This is a genomic window from Shewanella benthica KT99, from assembly GCF_000172075.1.
Lineage (GTDB): Bacteria > Pseudomonadota > Gammaproteobacteria > Enterobacterales > Shewanellaceae > Shewanella > Shewanella benthica_A.
Map to the genome: position 1 here is coordinate 1 of NZ_ABIC01000004.1, position 15,913 is coordinate 15,913.

Consider the following 15,913-nt stretch of genomic DNA (forward strand, 5'->3'; position numbering starts at 1 on the left):
GCAGTCACGGTAGCAGAAGAGGTTAACCGTAATGCGCCAAGATAAGCGAAACCTATCGAAATACCCAAGCTGTTGCCGATGAACTCAGTCAGCTTAATGAATCGTTACTTAACGATGCTAATAACATGGCCCAGGAAGTCAGTAAGTCAGTAAGTCAGTAAGTCAGTAAGTTTAAGTTAAGCTAATTTTAGTTCAAGTGAGTTAAATTCAGTTAGGGTGATAACGAGCTAAGCTGGATTTAGGAGTATTGCTTGCAGCCGGCAGCAGTATTTTTACAACAGATAAAAGCCTATTCCTATCATCTTCTAAAACGAATAAAGGCTACTCTTTCGAGTAGCCTTTATTCTTGAATATGGCGGTGAGTTGGGGGTTCGAACCCTACATTGATACGCTATAAACCCATGACTCACACTAATCATCTTTTAAAACGAAAAAAGCCTACTATTGCTAGTAGGCTTTTTACAGAATATGGCGGTGAGTTAGGGGTTCGAACCCTAGATGGGCTATAAACCCATACACACTTTCCAGGCGTGCGCCTTCAGCCACTCAGCCAACTCACCAATTTTCGTTATGTTTATCGTGTTTAACGCCACCAATATCGTTAAAAGCTTCACTAAGCTGGCTTAATTGCTTTCTCCTTTAACGGAGCGATACTCTACGCAATACAGGTTTAATGGTCAAGGGATAAAAGTGTACTTTCAAGCGTTTGCACGTTTGCTAAGCAATATCAGCTAAATTGGTTTAAATTTGAAAAAACAGACGAGTAATTAATCTATTAATCTGTCAGTTAAAGCAATGGACTGAACAGATAGAAAAACTGTTCTGTCGCGCGTTTATACACCGGTCTTTGCTGCCAGAGTGAGTAATCTACTAAGCTGGAGTTATCCATATATTGCTGCTGTAACTGAGTTAACTCTTGGGTAAAGCTAAGATCGTCGACGGCCAAGGTTAATTCGAAGTTTAACCATAGGCTGCGCATATCGAGATTAACGGTACCGATTAAGCTGAACGTTTCATCGATCACCACAGATTTAGTATGCAGTAGACCGCCCTTAAACCTGTGGATGTTAACTCCGGCTTGTAAAAGCTCGCTGAAGAAGGAGCGGCTGGCCCATTCCACCATGACTGAGTCATTCTTGTTGGGGATGATGATATTGACACATACGCCCCTGTGGGCAGCGGCTATCAAGGCAACTTGTAAGTTTTCACTGGGCACAAAATAGGGGGTTGTGATGACTATCTTGTGCTTGGCTTGGTAAAGGCTTTGTAGCAGGACTTCGTGAATAATTTCTTCCGGCATTCCAGGCCCCGAGGGGATGACCTGAACCGTGTCCAACTGCTCCGGGGAATGATGGGGCTTACAAATGGGTTTCTCTGGTAAAAAACGCTGATCCGTTTCCACTTCCCAGTCCCAAGATTGGATGACGTCCAATAGAGGTACGCAGGTACCTGTGATGCGGATCATCACGTCTATCCACTCGCCGACACCTGAGTTTGCTTTAAAACAACGGGGGTCCACTAAATTCATCGAGCCCGTGTAGCCGATGCTATTGTCTATGATCACGATTTTTCGGTGCATTCTCAGATCCATTCTACGAAATAACACCCTGAGCGGACTGACCTTAAGTGCTCTGGCTAGGGTGATACCAGCAGATTGCATTTTAGCCGGCCATTCACTTCGAAAAAATTGATGACTCCCTGCCGCGTCGAGTAACAGTCTTACTGTTATGCCTCTTTGAGCCGCTTGCACCAAGGCCCGGGCTACTGAGTCTGCCATGCCGCCGGGGTGCCAGATATAGAACTCCATATGGATAGCGTGTTTGGCGTTATCAATATCCTTAATCATCGAGTTCAAGATCAGCTGAGGAGATGATAACAGTTGTAAGTCATTATCGGCAAGGGGGGGGATCCCGAGGCGGTTTTCACATAAGAGGCCAATAGATTGCGCATGGTGGCTCAGCGTACCGGGTTGATACTGCCTAATGTCAAATAGATGGGAAAACCATTCGGCGTAGGGCCGATACATGTTTTGAGCTCTGACAGCCCGGGTACGACCGATATTTTGCTCACCAAAAAGCAGGTAGGCGACGATGCCCACCACAGGAATGACATAAATGATCATCATCCAGGCAAATGATACGCCGATGGAGCGACGTCTAATCACTATTCGAGCCGTGATAGCCGCGATTATTATCCAATAAGCAAGCACGCTCAATAGAGTGAGAACTTCGTACACTTGATCCATGGAGTCTTTTGCCTTTAAATTACTTCCCTTCAATTATTTTCAAGGGGATGCTTGATAATATACTGCATTAAATTGCCATAAAGATCAGTCTTTTTAGTACATGGCGGATCTGAAATGGCCATCATGTCGCTGGCTCTGTAGCGGTAATATATGTGCCTGACGATGTTTAGCGAGCAAGACTTGTGGTATAAATTGCAGACTTATCCTTATTTATTTCACTAGCATGAAAATCGCTAATCTGACTCGTTCTTTTTTCATCTTTATTTTTGTTATTTTTATCTCGATCATTCTATTTTTAGCATTATTGCCCACGAGTGAGCCCAAAATGTTGACTGATCTCGACATGCCATCCTTCGATAGCCGATGTGTCCAAGGCGTTGACTCTATGAGTTCATACTTGGATAACCAAGGTTTGTTGAGTGTTTCTACCTGGAATATATACAAGCAGAATAGGCAAGGCTGGGAGCAGCAACTGGCGAATTTAAATCGCGCGAGTCAACTGGTGTTACTGCAAGAGGCAGGCCTGAGCACCGAACTCAGGCAGTTTATTCGACATGCTCAATTGAAGGTATCAATGGCAAAGGCATTTACCCTCTTCGATACCGCATATGGCGTGATGAACCTGTCTCACACCGAGGTGAAGTCTGCTTGCGCATTTACGGCAACAGAGCCGTTAATCCGTGTTGAAAAATCTGGGATCCTTGCATATTATCCATTGTCCAGCGGCGAGGAACTCTTGGTTGTGAATCTACATGGGATTAATTTTGAGTGGACTCTCACCCATTACTCCAGACAATTTGAGGCGCTAGCCCTCGAACTCGAAAAGCATCAGGGTCCTATCATCTTAGCGGGTGACTTTAATACCTGGCGTGCACAGAGACTCAATCTTGTCAGCGAATTTGCTAAGCGATTTAACTTGTCTGAGATCCGTTATCGAGTCGATGAACGCCAACGTGTATTTGGCTTACCTCTAGATCACCTCTACTATCGTGGATTAATCTTCCTTGGGGCCGAGTCTTTGGCCACTGAAAGTTCAGATCATAACCCCATTACGGCCAATTTTAGGCTCAGGTGATGTCAAAATAGATGCGCTGAAAACTCAGTAACAGCGACAGTGCAGATGATTTTCTGAATAAATTGAGAGTTATCTTGCCAGTGTTCTAGAAAAAACCGTGATTGAAGCCATTTATCAAGGCTAAGCTTGTACACTAGGGCTTTAAGAGCCGTTTTCTCTCTCTATTTAGGCGCATCACATGTCTTCAAATGCTATCACTTCCCAGTCTCATCAATTGTTACAATCCTATTTTGGCTTTGAAGCGTTTAGGCCCGGTCAACTGGACGTTATCGAAAATATTCTGGGCGGGCAGAGCGCCGCTGCTATTTTCCCCACCGGTTCCGGCAAGTCTATCTGTTACCAACTCCCCGCCATCGCGCTGCCACACCTGACATTAGTGGTGTCGCCATTATTGGCCTTGATGCAAGATCAGCTGGCATTTCTTAAGCAGAAGGGGATCAGTGCGGCAAGCATAGATTCCACTCAGAGCCGGGAACAAGCCAATGAAATCATGAGGGGGATAAGAAGTGGTCAGATTAAAATATTGATGATCTCAGTCGAGCGCCTAAATAACGAAAGGTTCAGACAGTTTATCTCAGAGATCCCCCTGTCTTTGTTGGTGGTGGATGAGGCGCACTGTATCTCAGAATGGGGGCATAATTTTCGGCCCGATTACCTTAAATTACCCCGCTATCGACAAGAGCTAAATATCCCACAAACCTTACTGTTAACTGCCACAGCGACCCCAAAAGTGATTGAGGATATGGGGGATAAGTTTGGCATAGCCAAAGAAAATGTCAGCTTGACCGGTTTCTATCGTGCCAATCTTCACCTGGCCGTACAGGGCGTTAAAACTTTAGATAAACTCGATACCTTGTGTCACTGGTTACAGCCCAGACAAGGGCTGTCAGGCATCATTTATGTCACCTTGCAAAAGACTGCCGAGCAGGTGGCCGAGCACCTTAGCAGCAGAAATATCCCGGCAATAGCCTATCATGCCGGCATGAACTCAGATGTCCGCTCAAAAATTCAAGATGATTTTATGTCAGGCAGGCAGCAGCTTATTGTGGCGACGATTGCTTTTGGCATGGGGATAGATAAGAGCGATATTCGCTACGTAGTGCATTATGATCTGCCCAAGTCTGTCGAAAACTATGCTCAGGAAATTGGCCGTGCGGGCCGTGATGGCGGCGATTCTGACTGTCTGGTGTTAGCCAATGGTGATAACTTAATCACTCTGGAAAACTTCGTCTACGGCGATACGCCTGAATCTTCGGCCATCGCTATCGTACTCGATGAAATCCTTAAGGCGGCGCATAGCCAGAGTGGTAACAAGGGCCGGGAGTGGGAAGTGGTGCTCAATAGCCTGTCCGGGCAATCAAATATTCGCCCCTTGTCCTTAAAGACCTTGTTGGTGTATCTGGAGCTGTTTAATGTGATCAAGCCCACCTACAGCTATTTTGCCGAGTATAAATATAAATTACTCAAAGGCGAAGAGGATATCTTGGCCGGTTTTAACGGCGAGAGGCGTGATTTTGTGCAAGCCATTTTTAACAGTTCAGATAAAGCTAAGATCTGGTTTAGTATCAACTTCGATAGGCTACACCAAGATTATGCCAGTGATCGCCAGCGTGTACTCAAAGCCATTAATTATCTGGATGAAAAAGGCATGATCGAGCTGCAGAGTAAGCAGATGACTCAAGTCTATGACATTCTAGACCCTAATTTCTCTGCTCAATCTCTGCAGTCTTCTCTGTTTGAGCAATTCAGCCAAAAAGAGCGCAGTGAGATAGAGAGAATTAACCATCTGGTCGCCTTCTTTACCTCTGATTCATGCCTCAGCCAACAACTGGCTCACTATTTTGCCGATAGGAACATGACGGCCGCTTGTGGCACTTGCAGTGTTTGTCTGGGTCAGCTGGCCGTATTACCGCCGCAGCCTTACCTGCGTCCCTTAGGCGAACTGGATTTCAATGCGCTTACCCAAGCTGGCATCAATAAACTGGATAAGGCGTGCAGCCCGGTACTATTATCACGCTTTCTGTGTGGTTTGACCACGCCCATATTTACCCGTCTCAAGATGAGGGCCTGTAAAGGTCATGCATCTCTGGAAAAATATCCTTTCGGCGAGGTTAAACTCTGGGTAGAGTCTAATCTGACCTAATACCATTCCATATAAGTATCTGGTCAGTTCAGAGACTCTCAGTTTTTTCAATTCAAGGCGCATTGATGAGGAAATGGTTATTCCCTTTTAAGTCAATGCAACACCGAAGTGGAAACCCTGAGAGCCTCACGCAGTGCGGCTGATGTTTAAAGCAAAGGGCAAAGCCCTTTATGCTACGTTGAATGTTCTCGATATACGACTGCATGAATGCAGGAGGTAGAGCAACGCAGGAGCTTGTTGCCGAGAATAACTATTAGCTTCAAACATTCGCCTTGCCTACAGAGCTTTGAACTCCCGCTGAATGATCAGATACTTACTCGGAATGGTATAATATAGGCACAGCGTCAGGCGTTGAATTTGTCAATCGTACAAATCAACGCCAGATACTGATATTTCTCATCATACGTGTGCTACTGTTTGGTGTATTTCTAGTGTCAAGTTGGGAGCTCTCCCACAAAAAATAATAACGAAAATATATATTGGGAATAACAATGAAAAAAGCCACATTATCGCTAGCCATAGCCTTATCTTTCGCCGGATTAGGCGGATGCCAAACACAGGAAGAAACCTCAGCAACTCCTGAGGAACAGGCCAGTCAGCAACAGAATTTCGCCACATTTTCCAGCCAGTTTATCGACGATTTATGGCAGGAGTCACCGACTTGGGCGCTTTACAGTGGTTTTCACCAATATGATGGGGTGCTCAAGGTGCCCAATGCTAAGAATCGTAAGCTGTCTTTAGCCTTTAATCAGCAAGAGTTGAGTAAGCTTGCCTCTTTCGATCGAGACAAGCTGTCGGCTAATGAGCTGATCGATTATCATTTGATTGAAAACTTGCTTAAAAGAAACATCTGGGAGATCGAGGAATTTAAGTCCTGGCAGTGGGACCCCGCTGCATACAATGTTGCCGGTGGCTTCGCACAATTGGTGAATGAAGATTTTGCTCCGTTAGATACTCGTCTACGCTCGGTGCTTGCACGAATGGAAAATGTGCCAGCCTATTATCAAGCGGCCCAGGATAATATAGAGTCGCCAACGCTTGAGCATACTCAATTAGCCATAATACAGAATAAGGGCGCCTTCTCCGTTTTTTCTGCTGAGCTACTGACTCAGGCAAAAGCGTCTGGGTTAACAGCAGATGAAAAATCCTTGTTCGAGACCCGCTTTAACGCATCGACTCACGCTATCAATGCGCATATTCAGTGGCTCGATGGGCTAGAAACACAATTAACACGCGATGGTGCGCGCAGTTTTAGAATTGGTGAAGCCCTCTATGAAGAGAAGTTTGCCTTCGATATTCAGGCTGGGATGAGTGGCAAAGCCTTATATGAGAAGGCCAGTGCCGACAAGGTTCGGGTACAAGATGAGATGGCCAAGATCACGGCTAAGCTTTGGTCTAGGTATTTCGACACTGCTATGCCTGCAGATCAAAACAGCGCCACCAAACAGTTGATCGATAAATTATCATCTAAGCATGTAAAACGCGATGCGTTTGTCGATGAAGTTCGCGCACAAATTCCTCAGCTCATTGCATTTGTGCAACAGAAGAACCTGATCACCTTAGATGCCAATAAACCTCTGGTTGTGCGTGAGACGCCAGCTTATATGCGTGGTTTTGCCGGGGCGTCAATCAGTGCGCCTGGTCCCTATGAGAAATCGAGTAACACCTATTATAACGTGACTCCTCTCGATGGCATGAGTGATGAATCGGCAGAAAGCTATCTGCGTGAATACAATCACTGGATCTTGCAGGTGCTCAATATTCACGAGGCCATACCAGGTCACTACACTCAGCTGGTTTATTCAAATGAGTCGCCGAGCATGATAAAGAGCTTGTTTGGCAACGGCGCCATGATCGAAGGCTGGGCGGTGTATTCTGAGCGTATGATGCTGGAAGAGGGCTATGGTAACTTCGAGCCCGAGCTCTGGTTGATGTATTACAAGTGGAACTTGCGGGTGATAGTCAATACGATCCTTGATTACGGCATACAGGTGCAAGGGATGACTGAGCAAGAGGCGCTGACCTTGATGACCCAAGAAGCCTTCCAGCAGACGGCCGAAGCCGAAGGTAAGTGGAGGAGGGCAACGCTGAGTCAAGTACAGCTGACCAGTTACTATTCAGGCTACCGTGAGATTTATGATTTAAGGGAGGAGCTTAAAACGTCTCAAGGTGATAAATTTGATCTTAAAACATTCCACGAACAATTTCTAAGTTACGGCAGTGCCCCAGTTAAATATATCCGTGAACTGATGATGAAATAGAATGGTATAACACCTGGGTTGAACCACTAGGGTTCGACATAGTGTTTAAAACTTGTGTTTAACAATACTGTTTAAAAAAAGACCAGGCTATTAGTCTGGTCTTTTTTTTGCTTAGGAATTTAACAAGGTGTTAACCAATGTTTTTAGTTTAAATAACTAACACAGCTCACATTTAAATAAAAAACAACTGGAGTTAAACTAATAGCTATAGTAGTGTTAATGATAACGGTTCGCATTCGCAATGATGGGTGAGATGAGCAAAATATTATTAGTCGATGATGATCTAGTGTTTAGGGAATTACTTGAGGAAGCGTTAGAGGCTGAAGGACACCATATTGTCTGTGCTGAGAATGGTATTGAAGCATTGGCAATGTTAGAGGAAGACCTCCCCGATATTATTCTGCTAGATATTATGATGCCAAAATTAGATGGATTTGGTTTATTGGCTGCAAGGAAAAATCAGATCCCCGTGATAGTGATTTCTGCCATCGATAATGAAGATGAAAGAATAAAAGGCTATGAACTCGGGGCCGATGATTTTCTTACAAAGCCTTTTAGCGTAAAGGAGCTTTTAGTCCGCATGATAGCATTACAACGTCGCGTAGAATTAACTCGAGCAGAGAAATTTACTGTCAGCCCAACCTCTGACACTGAAGTTACATTTGACGATACTCAATATTGTGTTTCGATAGCATCGAGAAAGGTTACCCTTACTCAAACAGAATTTAAATTATTTAAGTACCTGTTCGAACGCAAAGGGAAAGTGATCACCAAACAGGAATTACAGCGCAGTGTACTGCACAAAGATCTCGGCAGGTTCGATCGAAATCTGGATATGCATATCAGTAATACTCGGCGTAAATTAGCCGAGACTCAGCTACCAAAAACTCTGATTAACACGGTCAGAGGACAAGGGTATAGCTTTGCTAATTGGTGAACCGGTTTAAATTAAGCATAAAAAAGCCACACTCGATGTGGCTTTTTTGTTTTTTAGCTGCCCCAATGCACATTTTCGTTTATCCTATAGGCCATTTATTGAGTCACTAGGTTCAGATGACTCATTCTCTCAGATTAATCAAAGGAAGACCTATGCGGATCAGTGCTAATTTTGATGGTGGAAACATTGAAGTCATCAATCAAGATAATATTAATGATGTGCAGTTAGCCATTCGCCCGGACGTTGGTGGAGAATTTTACCAATGGTTCAACTTCCGCCTCGAAGGTGAAGTGGGTAATCGATATCTGCTTAATATTGTCAACGCTGGCTCTGCCTCCTATCCCAAAGGATGGGAAAACTATCAAGCCGTAGCCACATACGACAGACAACAATGGTTTAGATTACCCACAGAGTATAAAGATGGTAAATTGACCATAGCGGTCGATCTCGACTGTGATGTGATTCAAATTGCCTATTTCGCCCCATACAGCTACGAGCGTCATCAAGATCTGCTGGCCGCGGTGCAAATGCATCCGCTCGTGAGTCTTGAGCATCTGGGTCTGACACTCGATGACAGAGATCTGACCTTGATCAAGGTGGGTGATGGCGATGAGTCGAAGGTCAATATCTGGATCACCGCTCGTCAGCATCCGGGTGAGACGATGGCCGAATGGTTGGTAGAAGGCTTTATCAATAATCTGCTCGACGGTGATTGTGCCAATGCAAAGGCATTATTAGACAAGGCAAATTTCTATATCGTGCCTAATATGAATCCGGACGGTTCGGTGAGGGGCCACTTGAGAACCAATGCTGCTGGCGTTAATCTTAATCGTGAATGGCTCAGCCCGTCTCTCGAGAAGAGCCCGGAAGTATTCCATGTCACCAATAAGATGAAAGAGACAGGCGTGGATCTGTTTTATGATGTTCATGGTGATGAAGGCCTGCCTTTCGTCTTCCTTGCCGGTTGTGAAGGTGTGCCTTGTTATAATGATAAGATGGCCGCATTGCAGCAGAAATTTGTCCAAGCACTCAAGTTAACCAGCGCCGATTTCCAAACTGAGTTTGGTTACGACAAAGACGAGCCTGGCAAGGCCAATCTAACCGTGGCCTCTAACTGGGTCGCCGAAACATTCCAATGTTTGTCTAATACATTGGAGATGCCATTTAAAGATAATGATAATTTAGCCGACCCTATGTCGGGATGGTCTCCTGAGCGCTCAATCTACCTAGGTGAAGCCTCACTCACGGCGATGTTAGCCGTAGTTGACGAACTTCGCTAGTTCACTAATCATAATTTTGAGGTAGCGATGGCACTAATTGAATGTCCAAGTTGTCAGCAACGGATCTCGAGTAAGGTGACTAGATGCCGCTTCTGCAATGCAGATCTAAGCGGTAATACTGACTCATTGACCACCATCAGTCATATTAAACGTTCGAATCAGCTGATGAACCACAGCATGTTGTCCATGACCTTGTTTATCGCGGGAGTGGTGATCTGGTTTTGGGGAGGGGAGCCTGCCCAAGGGATTCGATCTTACATCGCCGGTGGGTGCTTTGTGTTGGGCTTTGTGGGCTACATGATCACTCGCATGAGAATGGTATTGCATAAACGGAAAAGTGTATGACAGATATAAATAAGATGATCGATGAGATGCCCCATGTCGTCTATGAGAGACTCGTCAGCGGCGTAGAGTTGGGAAAGTGGCAAGACGGCACCGCCTTGTCACCAGCCCAGCGTGACTCGACGCTACAGTTGGTGATGCTGTATCAAGCGAGACGATTGAACCAAACGGATCATTTAACGGTGAGTTCTGCCGGGCAGCTCAATGAACTATCTAAGTCTCAGTTGAAGAAGCAGTTCAAGGGGGAGTCCATCGCCGAGTTTAAAGAGAAAGACCTTTAATCGAAAAGATCCTAGGAACCAGTATCTAGCTCCTAGGATCTTTTTTAATCTTCGCTCAGCTCACCAACCAGATCCTGCTGCATAGCCTCTCTCACTTGCGTAGGAGACATAGGCTTAGACAGGAGATAGTGTAGCTTAGTCAAGGCGGCTTCCGTCGTCATATCTGCACCACTGATCACACCCGCCTCTTGCAGGGCATTGCCCGTGGCATAGCCCGACATATTGACCTTGCCCTGTAGACATTGGGTGAGATTAACCAAGACTATCCCACGTTGACTCGCTTGTGACAGCACCTTAAGCAGCGCTGGATTTTGAGGAGCGTTACCGACCCCATAGGTGAGTAAGATCAGTGCTTTGACCGGTTGCTGTAAGATGTTTTCTATGATGTCGGTGGTGATGCCCGGATAGAGTGTCACCACGCCTATTGGTTGGGGACTGATGGTGGCGACATTTAAAGGCTTATCCGACGGCTCAGCTATTTTTCCGGCCTTCATGTGGATCTTGATGCCTGCTTCGAGTAATAAGGGAAAGTTAGGTGAGGCGAAGGCGCCGAACCCATCGGCGTGAGTCTTGGTCGTCCTGTTTCCCCGAAATAGCTTGTTATTAAAGAATAGACACACTTCAGCGACCGGATAATTGGCGGCAATGTAGAGTGAATTTAACAGGTTGGTTTGACCATCGGATCTGAGCTGGGCGAGAGGGATCTGAGAACCCGTGACAATCACAGGTTTCGAGAGATCTTGTAACATGAAAGACAAGGCCGAAGCGGTGAAGGCCATGGTATCTGTGCCGTGTAAAATCACGAAGCCATCATACTTGTCGTAGTTTAGCTTAATATCATCGGCGATCATCTGCCAATCTGTCGGCGCCATATCAGACGAATCTATCAGTGGACAATATTCCTGGATCACGAATTCCGGCATATCCTCATGATAGAACTCAGGCATGGCCTTGACACAATCGGTGAGAAAATCTGCGACAGGGGCGAAGCCATGAGAGGTCTTTTGCATGCCTATGGTGCCGCCTGTATAGGCAACATATATGGAACGTTTGGTCATTGTTTTATTCAGATCGACGCTATTTGGCTGAAGTATACTTGCTTGCTGAGCTTCACCCAATGGTTTCCGCTATTTAAATTGGTATCTGTATCGGGGCAAACAAAAAACCCGAGCAGGCAGAGCCTGATCGGGTTTGTGTTTGTTGAACAGCCTGTGGTTATACCATTCCGAGTAAGTATCTGAACTGACCAGATACTTATATGTATAGAATGGTATTAGACTCTGTCACTCTGAGATCATAGCGTACAGTTATCGCAGAACAGGTACATGCCGTTAGGATCATCGAAGCTATTGAACTCTTCAATCACACCGGACCACTGGGTCAGCACTTGTTCTATGATTGAATTACCCATACTGCTTTGGGGCAAGTAAGCGGCGGCCGATGCGAACATCTCCTGGATGAATAGCTCTTTTGGGCTCAATTCCTGTTCTATTATTTGACTATCGAACTCTGCTAAGTCAGCCATTTCAGCCGCCTTGGCAACGGCATCGTCCAGATCGCCAAGCTCATCGATAAGTCCTAACTCGAGTGCCTTACGGCCGGACCACACTCGTCCCTGGGCGATGGCATCGACATCCTCCAGACTCATGTCGCGCTCTTTAGCGACCAGAGAGATGAAGTCATGGTATCCACGTTCGATATGACGTTGAATCACGCTCTTAATCTCAGGGGTTAAGCCTTTGGCCACAGAAATGCCCGCCCACTGTGAGGTGGCGACACCATCTGTGTGTATGCCTAAGCTAGAGAGTGAATCTTCGAAGGTGGTGATCATACCGAAGATGCCGATGGAGCCCGTGAGTGTGGTGGGTGTGGCGTAGATGTAGTCGGCGCTCGCCGAGATCCAGTATCCACCGGAAGCGGCATAGCTGCCCATGCTCACGACGACAGGTTTACCGGCAGTCTTGAGTGCCAGCACTTCTTGACGGATTTGCTCAGAGGCAAAGGCACTGCCGCCTGGGCTGTCTACGCGCAGCACAACGGCCTTGATCTTATCATCAAATCTGGCCTTGCGAAGCAGCTGGGAGGTGCTCTCACCACCAATCTGACCGGCGGGTTGATTACCGTTGAGTATGGTGCCTTTCGCCACTATGATGCCGACGGTATCCTCGATGAAGAGATCAGCTTGAGTCGACATGAGCGATTGATAGTCATACAAGCTTACCTGCTTATAGCTGTTGCCTTCTGCGGCTTTACCTACAGTGTCTATCATTTCGAGTCTGAAGGCTTCTGCAGAGGCTAATTCGTCTACCCAATGCATGTTGATGGCCATATCTGCCGATTTACCATCGGCCTTATCTAGCTCACGCAGGTAATCTTCTGCATCGAGCACCAGCTGCTCTGGCTTGATGTCGCGGTTGCTTGACACTGTGGCTGCATAACTGGCCCAGATATCATTGAGTAATTCAATGTTGGCTTCTTTAGCGGCCGGAGACATATCGTCGCGAATATAAGGCTCGACTGCTGACTTGAAGGTACCGACACGGAAAACATGCGCATTAATTTTAAGCTTATCTAATGCAGATTTATAGTACTGACGGTAGCGACTCAAGCCGTTTAATTCCACACTTCCCTGTGGGTTAAGATAGATGGTGTCGGCGAAGCTGGCTAAGAAGTATTGATTCTGTCCGTACCAATTGGCTGTTGCCAGTATAGGTTTGCCCGTTGCTTTAAAGCGGGTCAGGGCATCACCAATAGATTGAAGTTTACTGATCCCAGTCCATCTGAGGTGACCTATGTCTAATACGATAGCAGAGATACGCTCATCGGCGGCGGCATTATCGATGACATTGAGGATATCGGCGAGTAATATTTCACCGTTACCATGGCTATTTTTGCTGCTTTTCATGGCCGCTTCGATGGGATCGACTTGACGCTTTTGTTCAACTATTGAACCGGCTAAGTCCAGAACCAAGGCTGAGCCTGATTCAAGCTGAACATCATCATCGATACCGACAGCGACAGCGACGATAATGATGGCGAGGAAGCCGAAAAATAACAGGTTAAGCACCAGCTTTCTAAATCCGTTGATACTTTTCCAGATTAGCTGAAATATTCTTTTAATTAATGAGGGTTTAGCGGACATCATCCATTCCTTAATTACTTCAATATCACTATGCTAACTGAAAAAATGCCAATTGGGTTAATTGAATTGTAAAGGGATCTGATAAAACCTAGCTGGCGCTAGAGTTGAGCTGAGGAGAAACAAGAGGTATGCTGATTTAAATCACTTGTTTTAAAAGGATGTTTGAATGTCGTTTCCGCATTTATTAGAACCCTTAGATCTGGGCTTCACCCAGTTAAAAAATCGTGTGCTAATGGGCTCCATGCACACAGGTTTAGAAGAGGAAAAGGGCGGTTTTGAGAAACTGGCAGTATTTTATCAAGAACGTGCTCGTGGTGGAGTGGGTCTTATCGTCACCGGCGGGATCTCGCCAAACCTACGTGGCCGCCTGGCGCCTAACGGCTGTCAACTCAGTTTCCCCTGGCAAGTGTCTAAGCATAAGAAGATCACCAAGGCGGTGCATGACGCCGATGGCAAAATTTGCATTCAGCTGCTCCATGCCGGTCGCTATAGCTACCATCCTTTTTCGGTGGCGCCGAGCAAGATAAAGTCGCCCATTAGCCCTTTCACGCCTTCGCCCATGTCAGCCAGGCAAATTCGTGGCACCATCAAAGATTATGCGACCTCATCTGCTCTAGCCAAAAAGGCGGGTTATGATGGCGTAGAGGTCATGGGCTCCGAAGGTTATCTCATTAACGAGTTTATCTCGGCCAGTACTAACGTGCGTGATGATGATTGGGGCGGCAGTTTCGACAAGCGGATTAAATTTCCACTGCAGATTGTTCGTAGCATACGCGAGAAAGTCGGCAAAGAATTTATCATCATTTTCAGGCTATCCATGCTGGATCTGATCGACAATGGCTCCTCATGGGAGGAGGTGGTCGAGCTGGCTAAGCGACTCGAGAAAGAGGGGGTCAGCATCATCAATACCGGGATTGGTTGGCATGAAGCCAGAATTCCCACCATCGCCACCAGTGTGCCAAGAGGCGCATTCGCCTGGGTCACCGAGAAACTTAAATCTGAAGTCTCGGTGCCGCTCATCGCCACTAACAGAATTAACACACCGGAAATTGCCGAACAGATCATCGCATCGGGTCAGGCCGACATGGTCTCCATGGCGAGACCCTTCTTAGCCGATCCGGACTTTGTCAATAAAGCCGCGGCTAATACGCCAGAGCTTATCAATACCTGTATCGGTTGTAATCAGGCGTGTTTAGACCATGTGTTTGCACGCAAACGTTCGACCTGTTTGGTTAACCCCAGAGCCTGTTATGAGACTGAGCTTAATTTCACGCCGGCGCAGAAGAAGAAACGTATCGCCGTCATGGGCGCTGGACCTGCCGGCATGGCATTTTCTCTCTACGCCGCCACTCGAGGCCACGATGTGGTCTTGTTCGAAGCTAAAGCTGAAGTTGGTGGTCAGTTTAATCTTGCCCGAAAAATTCCGGGCAAGGAGGAGTTCGACGAGACCATACGTTACTTCAAGGCCCAGATGAAGCTCCACAAGGTCGAGTTAAGACTCCATACCCGTTTGGACGCTTCTGTGGTTAGGGATGAACAATTCGATGAAATTGTGATGTCATCGGGTGTGGTGCCAAGAGAGCTCAAGATTGATGGCTTCGATGATCCCCGCGTGGTGGATTATCAGCAAGTGCTCAAAGGTGAAGTGAAGTTAGGTAAACGTGTCGCCTTGATCGGTGCCGGCGGAATTGGCTTCGATCTGGCTCATTTTATCTGTGAGCAGGAGTCTGTAACCTTGCAACCCGATAAATGGTTAAAGCAATGGGGCATAGACAAAGAGTATAAACACCGAGGGGGTCTGCGCCATGCCGATGATGCTGATGCTCTCGAGACCGAGACCCATGAGATCTATCTGCTGCAACGTAAGAGCACTAAGATGGGCAAAGATCTGGGTAAGACCACGGGGTGGATCCATCGCTCTGTGCTGAAACAGCATAAGGTTAAAATGAAAACCGGTGTCAGCTACCATAAGTTCGACAATCAGGGGTTGCACATATCCATTGATGATAAAGATGAGATATTAGCCGTGGACAATGTGGTTCTATGTGCCGGTCAGGTGTCGAATCGCAGCTTGCTCGAAGAGATGCAAGCCACTGGCCTACCGGTTCATCTCATCGGTGGTGTCGACGTCGCGGCCGAGCTCGATGCGAAGCGCGCCATCAGACAAGGTGCCGAGCTGGCAATAGCCTTGTAATAATCGCTGTAAA

Annotated in this window: 11 protein-coding genes and 1 tRNA gene; 8 read left to right on the forward strand and 4 right to left on the reverse strand. The window is 46.5% G+C overall.

The window, feature by feature from the left end:
• Positions 1 to 469: 469 nt before the first annotated feature.
• Both KT99_RS02250 and cls read right to left on the reverse strand, forming a co-directional pair.
• A tRNA-Ser gene (locus KT99_RS02250) sits at positions 470 to 560 on the reverse strand.
• Positions 561 to 787: 227 nt separating this feature from the next.
• A complete protein-coding gene (gene cls / locus KT99_RS02255) occupies positions 788 to 2,245 on the reverse strand; it encodes a cardiolipin synthase (RefSeq protein ID WP_005496593.1) in 1,458 nt (485 codons plus the stop codon).
• A gap of 223 nt (positions 2,246 to 2,468) precedes the next feature.
• Here cls and KT99_RS02260 point away from each other — a divergent pair, with 223 nt between their 5' ends.
• The 7 genes from KT99_RS02260 (at position 2,469) to KT99_RS02290 (ending at position 10,564) form a co-directional block, all read left to right on the forward strand.
• A complete protein-coding gene (locus tag KT99_RS02260) occupies positions 2,469 to 3,320 on the forward strand; it encodes an endonuclease/exonuclease/phosphatase family protein (RefSeq protein WP_005496594.1) in 852 nt (283 codons plus the stop codon).
• A gap of 178 nt (positions 3,321 to 3,498) precedes the next feature.
• On the forward strand, positions 3,499 to 5,463 hold the full coding sequence (locus tag KT99_RS02265; protein ID WP_005496595.1) for a RecQ family ATP-dependent DNA helicase: 1,965 nt from the start codon (positions 3,499 to 3,501) through the stop codon (positions 5,461 to 5,463).
• A gap of 491 nt (positions 5,464 to 5,954) precedes the next feature.
• On the forward strand, positions 5,955 to 7,724 hold the full coding sequence (locus KT99_RS02270; RefSeq protein ID WP_005496596.1) for a DUF885 domain-containing protein: 1,770 nt from the start codon (positions 5,955 to 5,957) through the stop codon (positions 7,722 to 7,724).
• Positions 7,725 to 7,977: 253 nt separating this feature from the next.
• On the forward strand, positions 7,978 to 8,661 hold the full coding sequence (locus KT99_RS02275) for a response regulator transcription factor (RefSeq protein WP_040571525.1): 684 nt from the start codon (positions 7,978 to 7,980) through the stop codon (positions 8,659 to 8,661).
• A 152-nt stretch (positions 8,662 to 8,813) separates the two neighbouring features.
• Positions 8,814 to 9,941, forward strand: coding sequence for a M14 family metallopeptidase (locus tag KT99_RS02280; protein WP_005496598.1), 1,128 nt, complete (start codon positions 8,814 to 8,816; stop codon positions 9,939 to 9,941).
• Between the two features lie 27 nt (positions 9,942 to 9,968).
• Entirely contained in the window at positions 9,969 to 10,286 is a 318-nt protein-coding gene (locus tag KT99_RS02285) for a hypothetical protein (RefSeq protein ID WP_005496599.1), read from the forward strand.
• Positions 10,283 to 10,564: a YeaC family protein gene (locus KT99_RS02290; RefSeq protein WP_005496600.1), complete on the forward strand. Its 282-nt coding sequence runs from the start codon at positions 10,283 to 10,285 to the stop codon at positions 10,562 to 10,564. The genes KT99_RS02285 and KT99_RS02290 overlap by 4 nt, the downstream gene beginning before the upstream one ends.
• Before the next feature lie 44 nt (positions 10,565 to 10,608).
• Here the strand turns inward: KT99_RS02290 and ansA are convergent, their stop codons facing one another.
• Complete coding sequence (gene ansA, locus KT99_RS02295; protein WP_005496601.1) at positions 10,609 to 11,622, reverse strand: asparaginase; 1,014 nt, start codon at positions 11,620 to 11,622, stop codon at positions 10,609 to 10,611.
• A 236-nt stretch (positions 11,623 to 11,858) separates the two neighbouring features.
• Entirely contained in the window at positions 11,859 to 13,706 is a 1,848-nt protein-coding gene (gene sppA, locus KT99_RS02300; RefSeq protein ID WP_005496602.1) for a signal peptide peptidase SppA, read from the reverse strand.
• 166 nt (positions 13,707 to 13,872) lie between these two features.
• Here sppA and KT99_RS02305 point away from each other — a divergent pair, with 166 nt between their 5' ends.
• Positions 13,873 to 15,900: an oxidoreductase gene (locus tag KT99_RS02305; protein ID WP_005496603.1), complete on the forward strand. Its 2,028-nt coding sequence runs from the start codon at positions 13,873 to 13,875 to the stop codon at positions 15,898 to 15,900.
• Positions 15,901 to 15,913 lie beyond the last annotated feature (13 nt).